Annotated in this window: 20 protein-coding genes and 1 pseudogene; 6 read left to right on the top strand and 15 right to left on the bottom strand. The window is 42.8% G+C overall.

The features are described 5' to 3' along the window. Positions 1-99: 99 nt before the first annotated feature. Positions 100-819, top strand: coding sequence for an SDR family oxidoreductase (locus tag AB4371_RS20505; protein WP_017083148.1), 720 nt, complete (start codon positions 100-102; stop codon positions 817-819). Between the two features lie 192 nt (positions 820-1,011). Here the strand turns inward: AB4371_RS20505 and AB4371_RS20500 are convergent, their stop codons facing one another. The 8 genes from AB4371_RS20500 to ompW form a co-directional block, all read right to left on the bottom strand. Further along, positions 1,012-1,464, bottom strand: coding sequence for an HIT family protein (locus AB4371_RS20500; protein ID WP_017094498.1), 453 nt, complete (start codon positions 1,462-1,464; stop codon positions 1,012-1,014). Further along, the gene (locus AB4371_RS20495; RefSeq protein WP_017094499.1) at positions 1,457-3,031 is read right to left on the bottom strand and encodes an AMP-binding protein; all 1,575 of its coding nucleotides are present in this window, start codon (positions 3,029-3,031) and stop codon (positions 1,457-1,459) included. Before AB4371_RS20495 ends, AB4371_RS20500 begins: the two co-directional genes overlap by 8 nt. Continuing rightward, positions 3,018-5,066, bottom strand: coding sequence for an alpha/beta fold hydrolase (locus AB4371_RS20490; RefSeq protein WP_102449300.1), 2,049 nt, complete (start codon positions 5,064-5,066; stop codon positions 3,018-3,020). Before AB4371_RS20490 ends, AB4371_RS20495 begins: the two co-directional genes overlap by 14 nt. Beyond that, positions 5,059-5,319 (bottom strand): hypothetical protein, encoded by a 261-nt coding sequence (locus tag AB4371_RS20485; protein WP_032555445.1) that lies wholly within the window; start codon positions 5,317-5,319, stop codon positions 5,059-5,061. Before AB4371_RS20485 ends, AB4371_RS20490 begins: the two co-directional genes overlap by 8 nt. Beyond that, positions 5,316-6,176 (bottom strand): diiron oxygenase, encoded by an 861-nt coding sequence (locus AB4371_RS20480; protein WP_102449301.1) that lies wholly within the window; start codon positions 6,174-6,176, stop codon positions 5,316-5,318. Before AB4371_RS20480 ends, AB4371_RS20485 begins: the two co-directional genes overlap by 4 nt. 26 nt (positions 6,177-6,202) lie before the next feature. Continuing rightward, positions 6,203-7,906, bottom strand: a complete 1,704-nt coding sequence (locus tag AB4371_RS20475) for an AMP-binding protein (protein WP_017094503.1) — start codon at positions 7,904-7,906, stop codon at positions 6,203-6,205. 797 nt (positions 7,907-8,703) lie between these two features. Further along, positions 8,704-10,515: a choice-of-anchor I family protein gene (locus AB4371_RS20470; RefSeq protein ID WP_372150592.1), complete on the bottom strand. Its 1,812-nt coding sequence runs from the start codon at positions 10,513-10,515 to the stop codon at positions 8,704-8,706. A gap of 202 nt (positions 10,516-10,717) precedes the next feature. Then, entirely contained in the window at positions 10,718-11,371 is a 654-nt protein-coding gene (ompW, locus tag AB4371_RS20465; RefSeq protein ID WP_102455469.1) for an outer membrane protein OmpW, read from the bottom strand. A 399-nt stretch (positions 11,372-11,770) separates the two neighbouring features. Between ompW and glgC the strand changes: the two genes are divergently transcribed. After that, positions 11,771-12,991: a glucose-1-phosphate adenylyltransferase gene (glgC, locus tag AB4371_RS20460; protein ID WP_372150591.1), complete on the top strand. Its 1,221-nt coding sequence runs from the start codon at positions 11,771-11,773 to the stop codon at positions 12,989-12,991. Between the two features lie 121 nt (positions 12,992-13,112). Here glgC and AB4371_RS20455 read toward each other — a convergent pair whose 3' ends face one another. Both AB4371_RS20455 and AB4371_RS20450 read right to left on the bottom strand, forming a co-directional pair. Next, the gene (locus tag AB4371_RS20455; protein WP_372150590.1) at positions 13,113-14,543 is read right to left on the bottom strand and encodes a YfcC family protein; all 1,431 of its coding nucleotides are present in this window, start codon (positions 14,541-14,543) and stop codon (positions 13,113-13,115) included. A gap of 413 nt (positions 14,544-14,956) precedes the next feature. Further along, positions 14,957-15,184: pseudogene (locus tag AB4371_RS20450) on the bottom strand (hypothetical protein); the annotation flags it as partial. A gap of 57 nt (positions 15,185-15,241) precedes the next feature. Between AB4371_RS20450 and AB4371_RS20445 the strand changes: the two are divergent. The 4 genes from AB4371_RS20445 (at position 15,242) to AB4371_RS20430 (ending at position 17,456) form a co-directional block, all read left to right on the top strand. Beyond that, positions 15,242-15,499 carry a hypothetical protein gene (locus tag AB4371_RS20445; RefSeq protein ID WP_240800840.1) on the top strand — a complete coding sequence of 86 codons (258 nt, stop codon included), beginning with the start codon at positions 15,242-15,244 and terminating at the stop codon, positions 15,497-15,499. A 337-nt stretch (positions 15,500-15,836) separates the two neighbouring features. Then, positions 15,837-16,193, top strand: coding sequence for a ribosome hibernation-promoting factor, HPF/YfiA family (hpf, locus tag AB4371_RS20440; RefSeq protein WP_017061680.1), 357 nt, complete (start codon positions 15,837-15,839; stop codon positions 16,191-16,193). A gap of 240 nt (positions 16,194-16,433) precedes the next feature. Continuing rightward, positions 16,434-16,589 (top strand): DUF3012 domain-containing protein, encoded by a 156-nt coding sequence (locus AB4371_RS20435; protein ID WP_017061679.1) that lies wholly within the window; start codon positions 16,434-16,436, stop codon positions 16,587-16,589. Positions 16,590-16,667: 78 nt separating this feature from the next. Continuing rightward, a complete protein-coding gene (locus tag AB4371_RS20430) occupies positions 16,668-17,456 on the top strand; it encodes an HAD-IIB family hydrolase (protein WP_102393449.1) in 789 nt (262 codons plus the stop codon). A gap of 94 nt (positions 17,457-17,550) precedes the next feature. Here AB4371_RS20430 and dgcA read toward each other — a convergent pair whose 3' ends face one another. The 5 genes from dgcA to AB4371_RS20405 all read right to left on the bottom strand — a co-directional run bounded on the left by dgcA (position 17,551) and on the right by AB4371_RS20405 (position 22,116). Further along, entirely contained in the window at positions 17,551-18,537 is a 987-nt protein-coding gene (gene dgcA / locus AB4371_RS20425; RefSeq protein WP_102393448.1) for an N-acetyl-D-Glu racemase DgcA, read from the bottom strand. A 57-nt stretch (positions 18,538-18,594) separates the two neighbouring features. Beyond that, entirely contained in the window at positions 18,595-19,602 is a 1,008-nt protein-coding gene (gene dgcN / locus AB4371_RS20420) for an N-acetyltransferase DgcN (RefSeq protein ID WP_102393447.1), read from the bottom strand. 91 nt (positions 19,603-19,693) lie between these two features. Continuing rightward, on the bottom strand, positions 19,694-20,584 hold the full coding sequence (locus tag AB4371_RS20415; protein ID WP_372150589.1) for a LysR family transcriptional regulator: 891 nt from the start codon (positions 20,582-20,584) through the stop codon (positions 19,694-19,696). Positions 20,585-20,679: 95 nt separating this feature from the next. Next, a complete protein-coding gene (locus tag AB4371_RS20410) occupies positions 20,680-21,516 on the bottom strand; it encodes an SGNH/GDSL hydrolase family protein (protein WP_017061675.1) in 837 nt (278 codons plus the stop codon). Positions 21,517-21,603: 87 nt separating this feature from the next. Next, complete coding sequence (locus AB4371_RS20405) at positions 21,604-22,116, bottom strand: RNA methyltransferase (protein WP_017111519.1); 513 nt, start codon at positions 22,114-22,116, stop codon at positions 21,604-21,606. Positions 22,117-22,220: the final 104 nt, after the last annotated feature.

The raw sequence follows: 22,220 nt of genomic DNA, 5'->3' as shown, positions 1-22,220 counted from the left end.
CCTCCATCGCAACGAAGCAAGGCAACAAGCACTTGATTCGAAGGCACTTAAACAATACGTCGTAGCCAACCGACGCAATAAAAGTACAGAGGAAATAAAATGAAAAAACTAATCGTAATTACAGGTGCAAGCTCTGGTATTGGTGAAGCAATCGCTCGTCGTCTAAGCGATGAAGGCCACCCTCTGCTACTTTTAGCTCGTCGTATTGACCGCCTTGAAGCGCTGAACCTACCAAACTCTCTATCTGTGAAAGTAGACGTAACAGACAAATCTTCTTTTGATGCAGCAATCGCACAAGGTGAAGAGAAGTTTGGTCCTGTAGATGCGCTTATCAACAACGCTGGCGCAATGCTTCTTGGTCAAATCGATACTCAAGACGCACAAGAGTGGAAGACAATGTTCGATGTGAACGTGATTGGTCTTCTAAACGGCATGCAATCTGTACTTGCTCCGATGATGGAGCGCAACACAGGTACTATCATCAACATCAGCTCTATCGCGGGTAAGAAAACATTCCCAAGCCACGCTGCTTACTGTGGTACTAAGTTCGCGGTTCACGCTATCTCTGAGAACGTTCGTGAAGAAGTAGCAGCTTCAAATGTTCGTGTTACGACTATCGCACCAGGTGCTGTAGAGACTGAGCTTCTGTCTCACACAACATCTCAAGAGATCAAAGACGGTTACGATTCTTGGAAAGAAGACATGGGCGGCGTATTGGCAGCTGACGATATTGCTCGCGCAGTATCATTCGCTTACCAACAACCGCAAAACGTATGTATCCGTGAGATTGCTCTAGCACCAACTAAGCAACAGCCATAGGCTTTACGCAATAACAAACATCACGTCATAATTGACATTAAATAAAGAAGGGACCTGTAACTAGAAATAGATTGCAGGTCCCTTCTTTATTTGCTGCTTGTTCGCTGAAAACACGTTTTTGTATCTCTGTCAGAACTGCTCTCTACCCTGTCTCTACCATTGCGTTTCGCTTGATACAAACAGTCGTCGACTTCAAAAATGACTTTTCAGTTTTTGAGACACTTTTAGCAAGCGCCTTTTTGAAACGGTCGGGTTAATAAACCTTGTAAGTAATCGCCAGTAAAAATTAATGTTGTCCCATTTCCGTCGTGGAATTAAGTGAATATGAGCATGAGGAATATGCTGTCCTGAATATGTTCCATTGTTTACCACCAATGTATAATCATTGACATCATCAAATGCCTCGATAACTCTCAGCCCCAACTTCTTAGCGAACAAGAACAACTCCTTGTATTCATCATCATTTAGCTCTTCAAGATGAGAAACGTGACTTCTACTGAGAATAAGTAAGTGACCTTCCGTTATCGGATGTATGTCAAGTACAGCTCTCAAACTGTTAGACTTCGCAATGAGGAAATGAGCAGATTGATCACGATTAATCTGACAAAAAATACATGATTGAGTAGCGTTAAAAACTTTATTCATTGGCTTTCAACAGCTCCATAATGGCTCTACGATCTAACTTTCCACTACTGTTTGTAGGAATCTTATCTAAAAAAACGATGGTATCGGGCACCATATATGTAGGTAGCGACGAACGACAAAGCTCAACTAGATCCTCTGCACTAAAGCCAAGCTCGTTATGACACAAAGTTAAACCAGTACACACCTTTTCTCCATAAGGGTACGGAACGACTACGATCCTATCTGAAGCAGTAAAACGACGAATCAATGATTCAATTTCTTGTATCTCTATGCGATAGCCTCTGAGCTTGACTTGATGATCGACACGTCCATGGAAGTACATTACGCCACTAGAGTCATAGCTCGCCAGATCTCCGGTCTTATAAAGCCGTTGAACAACGCTATCATTCCATGGTGACCATTCTATAAAAACTTGGTTTGTTTTATCACTATCTGTCCAGTACCCGTCTACAACCTGAGGGCCAGTCAAATAAAGTTGCCCCACTTCACCAAACTCGGCAGGGAGCAGCTCATCATTCAAAATAACGCAGCTGTTTTGGCCAAAAGGCTTTCCAATTGGGACTATTGGATGCGCTGCTTCATCGTCTCTATTAACCCTAAACAAAGTAAACGCAATTGTTGCTTCTGTTGGCCCATACAGATTGTCCAATGTTGAGTTTTCAGCCAAACAACTCCAGTCTTCAACAACACTGTCCGTTAAAGCCTCACCGCAAAAAAGGCTGTGTTTCAATGTTGGCATCTTTTCAAACTGAAAACGTTCTCCCATTGCCTGCTTCGCAAATGTCACCATTGATGGCGTGGAAAACCAGACTGTTAACTTGTGGGTGTTAACAAACTTAGTCGGAAGCAATTTATCAAACTCAGTGGCTGCATATAGGCACCCACCAGTGGTCAAACATACAAAAATGTCATGAACCGATAGATCAAACGTAAAATCGAAAAACTGACTATGTCTATCTAGATGATCGAAGTTGTACAGTGAAGTAATGCCATCTAAATAACTAAGTAAGTTCTGCTCATTAACTGGTACGCCTTTTGGTAATCCTGTACTACCTGAAGTGAACATTAGATAAACATAAGAACTCTGCAAATTATCAAACTTTTGTTCATTGCAACCTGAAGTAAGATCACTACGCCTAGAACCTATTTTGAAAATCTTATCCTCATGGATATCTATCGCTAAATCATATGAACGAATAATTTTCAGCTTCCTATCACACAAAGGTAATAGAGACTCTAGTAAGTCAATGCTTTCTTCATCGACTAATAAAGTACTGCATCCGCTCGTACGAATAATCGAGGCAATTTTTTCAACAGGAAATGTATTGTTGAGAGGAATGTAAGTTATTTTAGATAACGTGCAAGCAAGTATAGAAGCATAACCGTCGAACGATTTTCCAACCAATAGTAGAGCATTGGGTTGCTCTAGCTGGAGTAAAGATCGCGCCAACTGACTGGCGCGATCTTCAAGCTGCTCATAGGTATATGTTACATTTTTTACCCATAATGCAGGTCGTTCTCGGTGTGCTTGAAAAGCTTGCTTAAGTCGAAGACTAAGCTGGAACACCTTCTTGCTCCTTTTTAAATTGCGCGATAAATTGGATGATCGACTCCGCAAGCGAGCTGTCATAGTAATGAGCAAAATGACCACTATCTTCTAACATTAACAATCGACCATTACTCAAAGACCTCGACAGCTCAACAGCAGATTCAGGATGTGTAATTTCATCGTTCTGACAACCAACAACTAACATTGGTTGATGAGCATCACTTGTATATGCATCGTCTCGTTCATTAAATAAGTTGTTCATCATATTGGCATATCGGTACAACGTTTCACTGTTTTGATAAGGTAGGCTTGTCATTGCCATTAATCTCGGGTCAGTGCTACTTATTACCGAATTGATTGCTCTTTTATCGTCAGCATCTCCTTGGATGTTTCCATATATCAACTGACAATATAGTTCTGCATTTCTTCTAGACGAGCTAATTTTGGGGAGAAGACTCTTCAAACTTTGTTCGAATTCACTTACTGGTAACTTCCTTTTCTGCAATGAAATTCCTCCATTTAAGAGTACTGCTGAAGAAAAACGAGAAGGAAATGCACTCAAGGCTCGCAGTGTAACTTGGACACCACTGCTCCAACCTATCATTGAAGCTTGTTTAACGTCGAAGGAATCGAGTAGGCTTATCGCATCCCTTGCATGCGTTAATGAGTGACACTTTTCTAATTCAAAACCTTGAGTAATTCCAGGCACCCAACGGGTATCCCAAGTGATAACGTGATAATCTCGCGACAAGCGAGAGGCGAGAGGTTGCATAAAATCAACTGGCATCCCATATGCGTTAGCAATAATGATCGTCTCTTTTTTAGGTGACCCCATTGTGTATACAGTTAGTAAGTTACCATCCCAAGTCTTTACTTGATGACGTTCAAACGAATCATCGCTACCTTCAAGAACAAGTTCTTCTTGAAACATACGAATATAGTTATCCATAACATTTAGTGACATTGGCTTATGATGAGGCAATGAACGTTCAAAAGATTTCAACGTGCCATAATACCCTTCATAGAACTCTGTTCTTCCATCAAACATTGATTCAAGTGTTGTCGTTTCACTATCTCTAGAATCAACAATGTTAATACAGTCAGTCCCTATGTGTTGTTCACATTGTTGAATTACGTCAAAGACCCTTAAGTTTGAGGGGTTTACAGAATGATAAATAGGTTGTGAACCAAAGTTAATCGACCGTAGATATAGTAAGTCTGCTACTACCTGATCGACAGGAATAAAATTGCCAACAGCTTCGGGATCGCCTACGAGTCGAATTTTATGGTTTAACTGAGATAACGTTGATTTGATCTGATACATCTCATTAAAAAACCCATACAAACCAAATCGAGTTCCTCCACTGCGCTGAGTCAATACTGGCCCCAAAACAATGGAAGGTCTAACTATCGTGGAAGCAATCCCCATAGATGCAGTATATTGTGAAACTAACTTTTCCGCATAGCACTTACTCTGTTCGTAATAGTTAGTAAATTCTGTATCCTCGCTATGCAGTTGCTCCTTTATTGACCCGCTAGTTTTACCTGCGGTATATGCTGTTGAGATATAAATAAATCGCTTAACTTTCAACTTTTCTGAAACATCCAGTAAGTTTTGAGTACCTATTAAGTTTGTCGCATCAATTTTATTTTGGTCTTCCCAACGATAAGATAAACTTGCTGCAAAATGCCATATTTCGGTTATATTTGCTTGTTGTAACTGTATTATCTGCTTTTGACTGAGTCCTAATCCTTGTGACTTGAGGTCTCCTCGAACACACACGAGCTTCCGCTCTAACTCGTCTTCTGGGATATCCGGCAGATCATAACTTTGAGCACAGGATTTCAAGTTATTTTTAATACGCGAAAGTGCCTCTTGCTCAGAATCGCCTCTGGATAGAACAAATATTTTTCCTGGAGTATGTAACTTCCAGTAAAGGTAGTTACCTCCTAGAAAGCCCGTCGCTCCAGTTATAAAAATAGATTCTTGACTATCATAAAGAGGTTGTTTAATAAGTTCGAGCAAATTGATCTGTTGGCTTTTATTAGACATATTGATTTTCATCCTCAAAGAAGTGTTTTTTTACCGAAGCTAGGGTTTTTACTTTATCATGAAGAGTTTCATCGACTTCAATAATCAAGCCTGTTGACTGTTCAAGAACCATTAAGAACTCAACAAAAACAAGAGAATCTACGATCTTGTTTTTAATTAAATCAATATCGTGTTCAATTGGTGAATTTAATTTTGTTCGTTTTTGTAACCATTCACACAACTCCAAGAATCCTTTTTCCATTTTATTACTCATTGATAAGCTTCCTCCAAAGGTATACCGCACCTGATGAGCAATCGAGTGACATGTTTCAATAATTTTTCTCGATGGAATTCGATGCGCATTGGATTATTCATTAGTTCAGTTCTCAGTGCCAGTGGTTCTAATATCCCAGCATCACGATATGCAGATGTGTTATAGAGTGCTCCAATATTAATATCTATCGATGTTTGTAGCTGCTTCGCTAACATTTGAGGGCTTCCCTCACTTTCAAGCGCCGCAGGAGCCAAGTATTCAAGAAGTTGACGACCGTATGCTATATGTCTTGATTCGTCTTTGTAGTGCTCTTCATTTATTTCTCTTACAAAAGGGTGAACACGCTCATCTTTAGCATTAACAATATTATAGTGGTGGCCAATCTCTTCAAAAATCAATATTCTCGCGAATATTAAAAACTGCTCTTCAGAAGGAGTTAATACTGGATTTTCCAATTGAAACTTTCTATTAGGATAAACAGTATTGGTATAATCTTTACAAAACTTATGGAAATACCACATATGCTGGTTTTCTTCATCAATCAAATGAAAAAGATATTCTCTAGCATCTTTTAGTGTAACTTTATTCAGTATCCGGCTTACCTCATGTATCAACTCCAACTCTCCGGTATAATTGAGGCTAAAAGTATTAACGCACTCCCATTTAGATAATTTTTTAAGTTGTTCTTCAGAAAAAGTTTCGAATTTTTCAGTAAGGCTAACACTTAAAATATCAGGAGATTGCCACCATGAGTCCTCTTCAATATGTTGGGGCCAATTAAAAAAACTAAATGCATAGTTGTGCTTATTCACAGACAACTTAGATAAATTGTCTGTCCTTCTTAATAGCTGTGACATTGTTAGTTCCGTCTAATTTAGATTATTTATGCGCTTGCAGACACTCGTTTAGAGTAAGCAGTGTTAGAAGACTTATCTTTCTCTGTTAATTTACTTTCAATGATGACCTCATAAGGTAAATTCAAGTTAAGTAAGTGTTCATAACGCTCTTCAATTTTATCCCTTTTGAGCTTTAATGTAGGCGTTAGCAAGCCATTCTCAATACTCCAGGGCAGCTCAACTAAAATCAGGTGATCTAGCCGCTCATGAGCTTCTAATTCTCTGTTTACTTTCCTTAAAGTAGCTTTAAGTTCTTTTCGTACATGCGCAGCGGTACTAGGTGTGCCTTCGCCTAAAACAATTAATGCAATCGGTTGTTTTCTACCAATTCCCATAACACACACTTGTTCAATATCTGGATTCCTACCTAAGCTGCTTTCAATGGGTACAGGTGAAACGTATTTTCCTTTACTCGTCTTAAACTGTTCTTTTACTCGTCCAATAATTCGCCACGAGCCATTAGCATTAAGCTCGGCTTTATCACCCGTCTTAAACCAACCCTCTTCAAAAGCGGCTTTGGTGGCTTCTTCATTTGCGTAATATCCCGAGAAGACAGCATCCCCTTTGATCAGAACTTCACCTTCTTCAGATAATTTCATTTCGACACACGGTTGAGGCGTTCCAATTGTTCCAAGGTGCTCGAAATCAAAAGGGACATTGCTACACGATAGGCCTGACGTTTCTGTCATCCCCCAACCTTCACCGATACTAATACCGATCTTATGGAACCACAGAAGCACTTCTGGGGAAATAGGTGCACTACCAGACCCAAATAAAACCGTGTCTTGAAGTCCTAGATTTTCACGTATTTTACGCGCAACAATTTGGCCAATAAACGGGATTTTTAGTAGTAGCTGTAAACGATTATTTGGCATCTTCGCCAAGATTTTAGACTGGAACTTAGTCCATAGTCTTGGTACTGAGAGGAAAGCAGTTGGGCGAGCATATTTAACATCTTCAATGAAGGTATCAATTGATTCAGTAAAAAACACTTCAGCTGGATTATAAATCGATGGAAGTTCAACCACACAACGCTCAGTGATATGAGCTAATGGCAGATAAGACATAACGCGAGTTTCCCCCGGTTGAAAAAATATCTCACTGCCAGATGTTGCTGACGACGCAACGTTTAAATAACTAAGTTCAACTCCCTTTGCCAAACCAGTGCTACCAGAGGTGTAGATGATCGAAAACGTATCGTTAAGGCTGGGGATGTTAATATTTTCAAGTGGCGTTAACATCGGCAACCAAGCACGCCAATCAAGCTTGCAATCAACTTTAGCACTAGGCATTGCTATGGTAATTAATGAATCAGGTAAAGCTTTGCTGAGCTCTTTGGAATCATCAAGTTTGCCAATAAACATCGCTTTAGCGCCACTATGTTCCAACACGTACTTTATGTTGTCTGAACTTGCTGTTGGGTAAATCGGGACACTAATCAGACCAGCCATCATTATTGCTAAGTCACATATGTACCACTCTGCCGAATTTTTAGCGATGATGGAGACTTTGTCACCCTCGACTAGTCCATTGTCAACTAAACCTTTTGCGACTTTCCGTGCCGCGATATCTGCCTCACACCATGTATAAGTATGCCACTTACGATCAACAGGTTGATGAAGCCACACTTTGTCAGGGTGCTTTTTAACATTAGCTTTCAACTGTTCTAACGGCGTACAGTAAGTTGTCATAGTTTAACTTTCCTTAGTTATTAAACGGTTTCAGACCTTAAATTCAACAACGCTACAGCACTTCGATAAATTTAAGCTCCCCAAAAAAGGTGTAAATTTAACCACCACTTGGTCAGACCACATTAATTTTTATTAACATTTGAGCAACAAATACTTATCATCTAGTTATTAAACTGAGATATGAGACAGCAACACTTAGCCCGATAAATGATTATTTTATAAATTAGAAAGGTCATTTACAAAATGGTGAGGTAACTTCGGAGTACATTTGTTGCCCGAATATATTACTGTTAATTCAACAACCGTAAGCGCTAAATCTATAGGGTGCCTATTTTTATCAACACGTCTGTCGTATATCACGGTAGTCTTTGCAATCGTGAACTTACCTATGATGAATTAACTTAATCTCCCCCATTTAACTGATGGGGAAACAGTTGAAATCGACGTTTACCTACTTCTTTAAAAGTGTGTCATTGAATAGATGTCGTTTGACAAACATATTTATTACGCAGCAGAAGAAGCAAGCTTTCTATATAAGCGCTAGAGGAACTTTTGATACCAGTAAGCGAGCATGGCTGAAGAGACGTTACTATGTTAAACCTTCCCAAAATGAAGATATGAAATTTTTTCATCAAAACGTTTGCTCTTCTCTGATTGTTGTTCGGCGACTAAACCCTACAACTTACTATCGTTTATTTTAGTTTCAGCAAGCCATCAATAAACTAAAAAAGCGCCACGACTTAACAAGTCGTGGCGCTTTTGTTTTTGTTGAGTCTAGCTACAAGCAGTAACCGTGATTAAAACTCAACGCGATAAACTGATGTGCTACCACTTACTTCGTTCCCAACCGCAATAAAGTGGTTACCTGAACGTGTGAAATACTTAATTGATTCAGGGCCTAAGTCACCCGCTTTCGAGTTGTAAGTATCGTTGTCGCAATCACCGTCTTCATCAACCTTAGTGCACACTGGTTGTGTAAAGTCTCGGTTGTTCAAGTAGCTGATGAAGCTTGCATTTTTAGGCTGTGTTACGTCGTAAACCATGATGCCACCTTGGCGCTCAAGTCCAACAAAGGCATAGTGCTTGCCGTTGATCTCAGCCACTTCGATAGCTTCAGGCTCTACGCCTTTATCATCACTGCGATCGTCACCGCTTTGGTTGTTATCATTGGTGCTGTTGAAGTTTGCAGGATCTTGCTCAAGTACGATTCGAGCAAAATCATCACCGCTATCAAACACTAACTCGCCTGACTCATCCCAGATAGAGAACGAGCGGCTACCGAATGCTTGAACCTTTTGGTCAGCAGCAAGTGTCCCTTGTGGCTTAATCACCTTAAGGCGAGCCAATTGATTATTGTCTATCAATGCACCAGCCAATAGGTGGTTAGCGTCAACGTCTAACTTCTTGCCACGCACTTCATCGACATAAGCGATACAGAAATCTTTTTCTGTGGTGTAGTTTTCGGTGCCTTGATAATCGTCACCGTCCCACTCGAAACCTTTCTCATCACACATTTTTTGCGTGGTCTTGATGCCATATTCACGACCATCTCCTTCGTTCGCAGTCACGATATAGGTGTTGCCATCCACACTGTAGCTAGTGATGCTATCTGGCATGTAAAGGCCTTCTAACATTGCGTAGCTTTGGAGATTACCGATGTTTTTGTCTTTGTTTGATGCATCTAGCTTAGCTTTATCCCAAGGCTTGCCGCCTAATCCCAGAATCGCATCCACTTGTGCACTCGCCACATCAATCGCGGCCAAAGCGTTGTTCTCTTGAAGGGCAACGTAGAGTTTTCCGTTATCAGCAAACGTTAGATATTCAGGTTCTAGATCTTGAGCAACGGTTGCATTCGGCGCAGAGATTCGAACCTTGTCGGTCAGCTCTGCATGGCGAGGCTGACCTTGATTGAATGCCTTAAAATCGATCTGCGTGACTCTTGCTTGCAGAGGACCATAAGTTAAATCCACCAGTGTCACTGAACCTTCAGGGTCAATGCTGTAATCCGCATTCGGCTCACCTTCATTTGCAGAGGCAATATAGCGACCATCTTTCGAGAAGCTCACCATGTCCGGTAATGCACCAGCCGTATAAGTAGTGATCAGCTCTAACGTGTCTGAACGATAAAGTGCAATGATGCCGTTCTGTTGCTTGTCAGCATTTTCAATCGCGACAGCAACTAATCCTTGATGAGTAGACACACTGTTCGCTGCACCAATATCAATACCAGCAGCTGCAGACGCTGATTGAAGATTAATCGAACCCGAAGATGTTGGTTCGCTAGCCGAGTTCATTGATAACACATCAACCTTCTGAGCTTGAGCGTTCACAACATAAAGCTTGTCGGTACATGAATCGTAGCTGACGATTTCGGCTGCAGAAGTATCAAACGGGGCATCGGCAATTGAACGACCAACTAGGCTGATTCCAGTAACCTCAGCATTGGAAGCGCTTGGCTGCTCGATGGATTGGCATTGAAGGCTAAAAGCATCAAGTGACGTTTGAGATGGCGTAGCAGTCGTTGGTGATGTTGATTGAGAACAGCCTACTAGAGCAGTACTTACCGCGATAGGCAGTAATAATGTCAGCTTATTAAATTTACGATTCATATATCCTCCATGATTTGAAATGCGATCATAGAGGGCTGTTATGACACTTATCTTTCTCTTTTATTAACAATAAATGACAACAATCAGTTTTCTTTACCCATAACAACAATAAGTTGGAGTGAGCATTTCATTAACAAGCAAGCAAAAAAAAGCGCCCAAGCTGGCTGGTGCTTGAGCGCCTTTAATAAACTGATTAAATGGCTTAGAAGTTGTAACCACCACCGATCATGAATACCCATGGGTCGATATCAACATCTGTTGAGTATTGTGTTGTTGTTCCACCCACTGTTTGTTTGTACTTAGCTGTTGTACCAATATCTGCATACCAAACTGACGCATTTAAGAACCAATCTTCATTGATCATGTAATCAATACCGATGTTAGCCGCCAAGCCCCAAGAATCGTCAAGAGATAGGTCACTTAAGCCTGCACTTTTACCCGTGCCATTCAAACTTTCATCGAAAAATACCGTGTAGTTGATACCCGCACCTACATAAGGACGGAAGTCACTGTTCGCTTGACCGAAGTAGTACTGAACCATAAACGTTGGTGGAAGGTGCTTGGTGTCAGCAACTTTACCTAGGCCATTAACAGAAATATTGTGAGAGAAAGGGCTCGCCGCTAGTACTTCAAAACTGATGTTGTCAGTGAACATGTAGCCGAAAGTAAGGCCTAGTTGAGTATCTGAATCTACTGAAAACTCTAGGTCTGGATTGTTAAGCACTGCGCCGCTGCTGTCGTTTGGAGATACCGTTGCTGCACCTGCACGGATGATGAAATCACCTTCTTTATGAGCAAGAACATTGGTTGACATAAGAGCCGCAATAACCGCAATACCACATACTGTTTTTTTCATTATAATTTCCTTTTGAGGGCTTAATTTTTATTGGTGAATGAGTAATCATTTCTTATTTTGCGTGCAAGGTAGCATATAATAACCCTACTTTATTGATGGAAATCAATTTGTGAAAGGTTATGATTATTTGTATAAATTTATATCGACCTGATCACTTTATTGCTTCATTTTATTGACAGTTTTGTAATGCAACTTTCCCGTGCGTCATCTTGTTAATTCACCCCCTCACTTTGCCCAGATCTCTTCGGATCAAAATAGAGCAAGCCAATATCTCGTACGCATCAATTTGGTGCAGATCTACAAGAATCAATCTCACCTCGTTTAATATTCAATGAGTTACATTTGGCTTAGTGCTTGCAAGTCTATGTTCATAATCATAAATACATTGAGGTTCTGACCATGCAAGACACTCTAACAATCGTTCTGGCCGGCGGTGTTGGCTCTCGGCTTTCTCCCCTCACCGATAACCGTGCAAAACCTGCGGTGCCCTTTGGTGGCAAATATCGAATCATCGATTTCACGCTCGCGAACTGCTTACATTCAGGGTTACGCCAAATTTTGGTGCTGACTCAGTACAAGTCTCACTCTTTGCAAAAACATTTAAGGGATGGTTGGTCGGTGCTTAACCCCGAGCTCGGCGAATACATCACCAATGTTCCCCCACAAATGCGAACCGGTGATAGCTGGTATAGCGGTACAGCCGATGCGATTTATCAAAACTTGTATCTGCTTTCTCGTAGTGAAGCTAAGCATGTAGTGGTGTTATCAGGCGACCATATCTATCGCATGGATTACGCGCCAATGCTCAAGCAACACAAAACGAACGAGGCCGACTTAACCGTGGCGTGCATGGAAGTTTCAATTGATGAAGCCAAAGAGTTTGGTGTGATGGAGATAGACGAATCTCTCGAGATCAATAATTTTACCGAGAAGCCACGCTACCCAGCATGTGTACCCGGTAGACCGACCCGAAGCATGGCTTCAATGGGGATTTACGTTTTTGATAAAGAGGTGTTAACACAAGCGCTACTGGCGGATGCCGAAGACCCGAACTCAAGCCACGATTTTGGTAAAGACATCATTCCTAAATTGGTCGGCAACAACCGTGTTTACGCGCACAAGTTTGGTGATGAAGAAGGCCGAGTGACCCAAGATGCGTACTGGAGAGATGTGGGTACTATCGACTCATATTACCAATCCAATATGGATCTGTTAAAGCCAGCTTCGCCTATCGATTTATATCAACCTGATTGGGCAATTCGTACTTACGAACCGCAGCTGCCACCCGCACGAACCATTGCTTCAGTTGAAGGTAATCAAGGAATATTCATCAACTCGATGATAGCGAATGGCGTTGTAATTGAAGGCGGCTCGGCGCAAAACTCAATCTTCTTCCCGAAAGTGAAAGTCAGCAATGCCGCGATTGTGATTGATAGTATTCTGTTTGAAGATGTTGAGATTGGAAAAAATTGCCACATACAAAACTGCATCATCGACAAGAACGTTAAGGTGCCTGACGGAACCCAGATCGGTCTTGATGGCCTTGCCGATGCGAAACGCTTCCACATATCAAAACAAGGCGTGATTGTGGTGCCCTCTTCTTACCAATTTGAAGAGTAACCTTTAACGTTGGAATAGCTTTTCTTTAAACGAAAAAAGGCAGCGAATTCGCTGCCTTCTTATTTACTCACACGGCTTAAGTTAAGCCTTAACTGTCCATGTATTCGATTAAACAGAAACCTTAGAAAGGCCCTAACTCAATCATTTGAGCAATCACAACAGAAACCAAAGCGCCTACCGACCAGAACAAGAACAGTGGTAAGAAGAAACGAACCCACTTGGTGTAAGGTACTTTTGCTATAGCCAATACCGCCAACAAGCCACCATTGGTTGGGTAAATATAGTTAGAAATACCATCACCCAATTGAGAAGCCAGTGCTGCCACTTGGCGAGTCACTTCACCAATATCTGCCAACGGAATAATGATTGGCATGGTGATCACCGCTTGGCCACTGCCCGACGGAATAAACAGGTTAATCGCAGCTTGTGAGAAGTAGATACCCGCCGCAGCAACAAGCTTAGAACTTCCTGAAATGATCTGCGCAAGATAGTAGATGATCGAGTCGACAATCTTCGCGTCTTCCATAATGGTCAACACTGAGCGTGCGAAGAAGATAATCAACACAGCAACCAATACATCGCTGACACCTTTAGTCCAGTATTCACAAATCTTGTTGGGAGACAAACCCGCCACTAAGCCTGGAATGATCGCCATTGCCACAAATGCACCTGCGATCTCAGTAAAGCCAAAGCCCATCGTAAGGGTACCGAAGATCATGTATGCGAACACGCCTAAGAATGCGATACCTGCGAACTTTTCACGCGTGGTCAGTGTTTTCGCTTCAACATTTGACTCGTAGTGATAACCCGTTCCGTGCAACAAACCCTTGGTTGGATCTTGCTTTACTTTGCGTGCGTAACTCAACACATACCAAGCGCCCGTCAAAAGCATGAACATGCCAACAATAAAGCGATACCACATGCCCGAATACATAGGGAGTTCAGCAATAGTGTGTGCAATACCCGTGAAGAATGGGTTTGCCAGTGCGGCCGCAAAACCCGCACAACTCGCGAGTAGGACAACACCGAGAGCCGTGATCGCATCGTAGCCAAGCTTGATACAGATAGGGATCATAAGCGATATGAAAATGACATCAAGCTCACGCATACCAGTGAAGGTTACGTTGAAGAAAATCGCCGTCATGATCACAGGCGCAATCACGTACAAGCCTTGTTTCTTGAGCTTAGTGGTGAGCGCAACAACCGATGCGTCTAGCAGCCCCATGTGTTTGATAATACCGAAAGCACCACCAACAAATACCACAACACCCATCACGCCAGAAGCGGATTTGAAGCCTTTAAAAAATGATTCGAAAAAAGAGGCTAATGTTGTTGGATTGCTGGTCAATTGTGTGTAGCTGTCTGGGTCGATAACCGTGCGGCCATTCATGACCACTCGCTCGAATTCACCAGCAGGGATGAAGTAAGTTGCAATTGCAGCAACGATCACCATGATAACCAAAGAGAGAAACGGGTGGTTTACTTCTTTCTCTGTGGGCGCTGCGTTAGCAGCTTGAGATGTAGGTACGGATGTAGATACCGTAGTCGTCATATAGACTCCTTATTTGTCAGCAACTAAGGTTCACTTAGCCGCTGGAGGGATTTTTGGAAAAACGAAACCCTTCACGCTGAACTAAGTTCGCGCTAATTTAGGTTGTTTCAAAAAGGCCTTTGATAGATGGTGCTCTCAAATGTACATAGTGAAGTAGTGAGAACTACTCTCTTTGCGTCCGAGCAAAATGCAGATGTTCAGCCAAGTCAGGCCAAACTGAATGAGGTCATTACAAGCAGGTAAACAGAAAAGTCTGTTTTGGTAATGCGTTTTTTATCAATTACAAAGACAAGCGGCGCATACTAGCACAACGAGTCATTAATTGTCAGAAAAGTGTGAGTTTCGTCATGCTTTGGTGAGCAAAAGAAAAGCGCCCACTAATAAGTAAGGCGCTTTTCTGCAATCGAATCGAGTTACTTAGGTGCTAATTCGTAGTTTTCTTGCATCTCATGAGGGGCAATCCCGTACTCATAATCCGCTAAGTAGCCATCCTTATAGACCTTCATTCCCTTCTCATCCCAGCTCACTTTGATCATCGCCGTGTTGCCATCTTCACTGCCTAACAGCTCCAGCATTTCTGCATCAATCTTAATGGCTTTGATGGTTTTAATACGCTTAAACGGCTTAAATTCAGTGGCCGAGAATACGATGGCCGAGCGATAACGCTTAAGCTTGAGTCCAATCGCAAAGATTCTCGATTGTTGCTCAAACTGCAACATATTGATCTAGGCTCAATTGATGAGTCTCGCATTTCAGAACTTGTGCGATTCAAAGTCGAAATGCCGGTTCGCTATGAAGGTGACATTAATTATTGGCGTCAGGGCGTCGAATTTCCTGTCGATCAACTGGCATCCAATAAAGAAGTCGATATTCGAGCACGCATTACCATACCCGAGTCTCAACTCACAGCAGGAGAGTTTCACTTCAATATGGAGTGGGCAGTTGAGTGTCTATAAATTAGTAACTTAAGCTGAGTTTTTAATCAAAGAAGAAAAAGTGAGTGAGCTGGAAAGAAAATCAATGGAGTGACAAGTTCGGAATTATAAAACCGATAAAGAGAGATTCACTGGGAATTCGCTGTAGGTTAGCGCAAATTATCAAGGATGGAGTTTTTTTGAACATGTCTTTAAAACACGAAACATAATATGCGATCAGTTCATCGGACTTTCAAGGGAGTAACAAGAGAATATTTGATAACACTGAAGTCAATCACACATGTGCTAATTCTCAGTTGGTTAATCTATGCGATGTTTGCTACGTTTAAATGACACAGTCATTGGAAAGGTATGATTTATGAAAATAAATGTTCAAACACATCATGTATCAATTAACGACGAGTCACGCAAAGACATCGAAGGTAAATTCGAGAAGATATCTAACCATTTCCCATCACTGATCAGTTGCGACATCATCATTACTAAAGAACACGGTCAACATCAGGTTGAAGTATTCACCAACTACGAAGGTGTACGAGTAACAGCAAAATCGACAGACGATGTTATGTACCCAGCTATCGCTGCAGCACTCAAGAAACTTGAAGCTGGCCTAAGTAACCGTAAGGGACAATTGAAAGCCGACCTACACGAGAAACCAACAAGCACGAAGCCAGAGATTGCTTCGGACATCATCCAAGAGATGAAATTGGTATAAATCGATAAGTAGTTAAAGCGAAATAACGAATAGAAACTTATTAAGAATTTCAAAGCCAGCATTCATTGCTGGCTTTTTCGATCTTAAAGCCAAGCAAACCTTCGCTTCTTTACCATCCCTCGAATTCAGCTCAACCCCACATCATTATTAACGCCCTTAAGTTCTTAGCAGCTATAACAATCACTTGTGGTATTTGATACAGTTATAAGCAGAAATTTAGACCACAACGGAATGTTTATTATGAAGAAAATCGCGTTGATACTTTTCCTTGCTACTCAATTAATGGCTTGTACCGAGGTTGGCAGTGAAGCTTGGTGTGCGGATATGAAAGAAAAGCCTAAAGGTGACTGGACGGCTAATGAAGCGGGCGATTTTGCTAAACACTGTATTTTCTAAACACGTTAGCTTCTAATTCTACATTGGGCTGAATTAATACGCTCTGTGTAAAACAATCCATGGAATAAGTGAGTTTTAATGGAACACCAACTAGACAACAACTGGAAGCACATCGAATGGGTATTAACCGACGTCGATGACACGCTCACTTGGCAAGGTTCACTCCCTCCAGAAACCCTGATTGTGTTACAAAAGCTGAGAGACAATGGAATCAAAGTGGTCGCTGTAACGGGAGCCTGTGCTGGTTGGTGTGACCATATTGCGCAGCTCTGGCCTGTCGATGCCGTGCTTGGAGAAAACGGCGCCTTCTTACTAGAGAAGCAAGATGATGCATTACAACTCTCATCTGAAACACCGCTAGAACAAGTGCGTAAGAACCAAGCTAAGCTAAAACAAGAAGTTGAAGCGATCTTGTTGAGTTACCCCGACCTATCGCTAACTTTGGATCAATCTTACCGCTTGTGTGAGGTCGCGATTGATATCGGCCAAAACCGTAAGCCTGTTGATCCTGAAACTGTTCAAGCGGTACTCGAAAGAATACACGCTTTAGGCGCACACGCGACGGCAAGTTCGATTCATATCAACGCTTGGTACGGCGAACACTCAAAGAAAAACGCCGTGCACCGTTTCCTGGCTAATAAAGGCTTATCGCTTGAGCAAATCCACAATCAAGCCTGCTATGTCGGCGATTCAATGAATGATCAGCAGATGTTCGAATCACTTCCACTTACCGTTGGCGTGGCAAACATTCAACATTATTGGGATAAGCTAGAGCATCATCCAAGCAGGGTCATGTCGCAGCCTGGTGGCTATGGGTTTGCAGAATTTGTGGATGCGCTGCTGAGGCTTAAAAGTGAAGTAATTTAGATAATCGCTCAGACTTTGAAGCAAAAATCGCACAAGTTTTCACTCATACGATTTCATTCATGTCATGTCCATCGATTAAACGGGCTCAACGAACTTAGAGAATAATCATCCCATCTCGATAAGTCAGTGATGGTGCTACATCTTGACCAAGTAAGACTGGGCCATCGAGGTCGACGATTTCAGATTGAACGGCGATAGGCAGAGCTGCACGCATCGCCAGCGATGTACCGAGCATACAACCCGACATCAGCGTAAATCCTAGCCTTTGAGCTTCTTCAGCAAGTACCAATGCTTCGGTCAAACCACCTGTTTTATCGAGCTTGATGTTGACCATTTCATATTTGCCTAACAAAGATGAAAGTTGCGAAGTGGTATGACAGCTTTCATCAGCACACAGTGGTATCGGGTGCTTGATGTGCGCCAATGAGGCATCGTGCTGTTGGGGTAACGGCTGCTCGATCATCGCAATATCAAATTCTACCAGTTGATTGAACAACTCTTCGAGATTCAATCCTGTCCACGCTTCATTCGCATCCAATACAATTTGAACATCTGCCGCAGCTTCTCGTACCGCGCGAACACGCTCTACCACCTGCTCGCCGTCAAGCTTCACTTTCAGAAGTTTCGCACCATTCGCGACATAGTCTCGAGCCTGAGTCGCCATGCCTTCTGGCGTGCCAATCGAGACTGTCATTGCAGTCACGATTTGAGCAGGCAACTCAAACAAGCTATTCGGAAACGTCTGGTCGTTCTGCTGAGCTTCAAAATCCCAAAGCGCACAATCGACCGCATTGCGCGCTGCCCCTCCGGTCAATAAAGACTGAAGATGATCTCGTAATTCTTCAGGATCAGTCATGCCGCGCTCAAAGGCCATTTCAAGAGAGCTAGCAGCTTGTTGGATTTGCGCTAACACAGACTCCGATGACTCGCCGTATCGTGGGTAAGGCGTGCATTCGCCCTGAGCTCGTTTGCCACCATGTTCAATGTAAACACGAACAACGTGACACTCAGTTCGACTGCCACGAGAGATGCGAAAAGGCGTTTGCATCGCGATAATAATGGGTTCAGCTGTAATCTTCATAATTTCACTCGGTTGATGTTCACTTTAACAAATGGAAACGTCGAAATGATGAAGTCGTTAAAGTGAATGTCGCAAATGATCAGTAATGTGTTGTACACCAAAGCGCACTGGGTCCGTCACTGGCACTTGATAGAGTGTGGTCCATTCTTGGCACAATGTCTCAGCCTCTTCAATGCTAATCGCCGACGTGTTCAAGCAGATACCCACCAGCTTCGCGTCTGGATTAGTCAGTCGCGCCGCTTGCAAGTTGGCTTCAATCGTCTGTTCTATGCTTGGTAATTTAGCATGAGGAAGGTTACGAATATGTGGTCGCCCAACTTCATGACACAGCACTAAGGCATCAGCTTGTGCGCCATGTAAAAGACCCAAACTCACGCCTGCAAACGAAGGGTTGAACAAAGAGCCTTGCCCTTCAATGATGTCCCAATCGTGGTCGGTAAAATCAGGGCTAATCGCTTCAACTGCGCCAGAAATAAAATCCGCAACCACCGCATCAATCGAAATACCGCTGCCTTCAATCAAAATACCTGTCTGCCCTGTCGCTTTAAACTGAGCGGATGTTCCCGCTTGTTTAAGCGACTTTTCAATCGCTAATGCCGAGAACATTTTGCCTACTGAGCAATCAGTTCCGACAGTAAGCAGGCGCTTACCTTGACGAAGCTTACCGTTACCAACATTAAGAACACCGTCAAAATGGCGTACATCATGAAGCTTAGTCAATCCTTGTTGCTGCATGTCAGCAAGCGGTGAAAATTCACTCAATCGTTGGTGCATGCCTGATGCAATCTCATATCCCATTTCTGCAGCGGCCATAATGGTTGACTGCCAAAAATCAGGAATAACACCACCCGGATTTGCGGTACCAATCACTAGCGTCTTCGCGCCCTGCGCTTGCGCCTCTTGCAGGGTCATATCCGTTAAGCCCAGTGAAACGGTATCACCCGTTAAACGCAGTTGACCTAGGCAGATTTCTGGTCGCCATTGATGAATACCGCGAGCTGTTTTTGCAGCGAGTGGGTCAGTAACATCCCCAAGAAAAAGAAGGTAAGGTTGAGCGATCGACATGAGTATTCCTAATTAATAAGCCCTTGTATGGGTTTACTTTAATTAAGAACTTCGAAGCTGCCGAATGCCTATTTATGGCGAGCCTATAACCTTAAGTTATAGGGTGAGTATGGATTTTCAATGAAGCGATAAATTGCTTAACGGAAATCGACTGAGGGGTGTGCTCTGCGCAAAGCATCGATACCGAAAATTGGATGTCTGGTTGAAGCGGCAACACACAGACCGCATCGTCATTTTGATATTGCTCTGCCGTCCACGGATCAACAATCGCAAACCCCGCTTGGTGCTTGACCAGTTCCGCAGCGGCGCTATACCCACGTACAGATATCGGGTGGTGATAATGCTGCTCACGTGCAATAAGGCGTTGATGTAACAGGAGGCCTAATGGATCGCGGCTATCGAGCCCGATGATTGGCAGCGGATAATTGATCAGATCATCTAACGTTAATTCCGCGGGGAAATGATCAACCGTATTGGAAGGAACCAAAGCCTTTAGTGATTCGGTTAATAGCGTTTCACGTAATATCGCAGGCGGTGCTTCATCGCCAAACGCGATAGCAATATCAAGCTCATGCTTTAATAACCCAGCACACAGCTCATCACGGTTTGCAGTCAGCAACTCAAAAGAGAGCTCTTGTTCCCGATACATTTGGGCTATTACCTGAGTTAGTAATTTAGTCGCCAGTATCGGCGGCGCACCAATGCGTAAATGCTGATGGCCTTGCTTCACTTTGTTGGTCAGAGATCGAAATTGCCCCAATTGCTGATACACCTTTTCCGCTTCTGGCAGTAAGGTTTTTGCCTCAACCGTTGGCACCAACCGCCCTTTAACTCGTTCGAATAAGCCAAACCCAAGTTGTTGCTCCGTGTGCGCCAAAATACGGGTCACGTTTGGTTGCGACACATGCAAGCTGCGCGCGGCTCCAGATACGGTTCCGGTCTGCATAATGGCGTAAAAGACTTCCAATTGTCTTAGGTTCACATTGATGTCCTTATGGTTCGCGAAACAAATCTAGGGTTTGGCTTTTCTTGTATTAGCTAAGCTGTTTATCGGTCTAGCTAGCGTTTTGCGTGAGTCTATTTTAGTAGCTCAGCTATCGTAGGTTGAAGTATCTCAGCCCAAGTTTGATAAGCCTTCGCATTCAAATGCAGATCATCACACGAGTACTTGTTCGACAACAGCTTATTAGGCGACAATACTGAATTCACATCTAAGAACGCAATGCCTTGCTGTGTACAGTACTCGCTTAGCTTGCTATTGAGCAGTTCAACCGACGGATTTAAACCTTGCAGTTTAGAGCCAACATAAAGCGTTGATTGCACCAATATGCGAATCTCATTTTCTTGCCACACCTTAAGCATATCAATGTAGTTCTGGTAGATATGGTCGACATCATAACCCTGAGCTAAATCGTTTATCCCTGCCATAAAACACACCAGCTTTGGCTTCACATTCAACGTGGTATCAATACGGCGCAACATGCCAGTTGTGGTGTCACCCGCTAAGCCACGGTTGACCATCGAAACATCGCGAAAGATATCCGCCCACGGGGCCCATTCGGTGATCGAATCACCAAACATGACTAGGTCTGCACTTGGGGAAAAATGGCGATGGTTATCTGATGTCATGATGTAACGACTCATACTGTGGCCTCGTTGCTGAATCTCAGACTGAAGAGCGACTGCCTTGAGGATCTCGCTATCTGGCGTGGCGCTATCAAATTGAGCTAGCAATCCTTCGATATGAGGCTTAAAAGGGCTAAGACGAGTACTCAGTTGATGATGTTCTTTAAGGGAAGATAACCTCTCTAGTAATGCATACAAAGAGCGGTTTTGACCAACTTCTTGGAATAACTGATAGAGATCGAGGACAGAGTGCTGCTGTAGCGCGGCAAGTAATTGCTTGTCTTCCATGGTGTTATCTAACCCTTCAATTATCTGATGATGAACTCAAGATAATATCCGATTGCGTACGGGATAGATAACACTAGAAGCAGAGAATTACTTTTCTTTGATTAGCAGATGGTTACGGTTATCACGGCTTTTCTTAATCAGCTCGTTGCTCTCGTCCATTTCATCTGACTTAGCAAGGCGATCATAAAGCAGCACGTTAACTGTCGCAGCCAAGTTCATGCAGCCTACTGTTGGTACATAAACAACATGATCTGCTCTGTCGGCGACATCTTGAGAAATAGAACCGTCTTCAGGGCCAAAGATATAGATGGCATTTTCTGGGTGTTTAAAACGCGGCAGTGGTGTTGCACCCTCAGCGAGTTCTACACAAACAATTTTCGTTTCTGAATCAAGGTTATCCAAAAACGACTCGACACCCGTTAGTGGGATAGTACGCGCAGCACTCTTGGTATCGGTATGAAATTTAGCGGCTTTTTCGTAGCGTTGCCCTGTGTATTTAACTTCGTCGACTTGGTAACAACCAGCCGCGCGCATAACAGCACCAACGTTTGTCGGGCTCTTTGGGTTAGTTAAACCAATAGTCACATGGCTTTTGTTCATGAATCTTTCTCACTTAACGAATAGACATAGCAGGGTGCTACAAAGCGTCGCATTCTACCAAAGCAGCGCCAAATTCAAAAGCATCGTAACAAACCGCTCTTTTT

Origin of the sequence: Vibrio sp. 10N.261.51.A3, from assembly GCF_041471965.1 — a bacterium.
Classification (GTDB): Bacteria; Pseudomonadota; Gammaproteobacteria; order Enterobacterales; family Vibrionaceae; genus Vibrio; species Vibrio crassostreae_C.
This window is presented reverse-complemented; position numbering and strand designations above follow the sequence as displayed.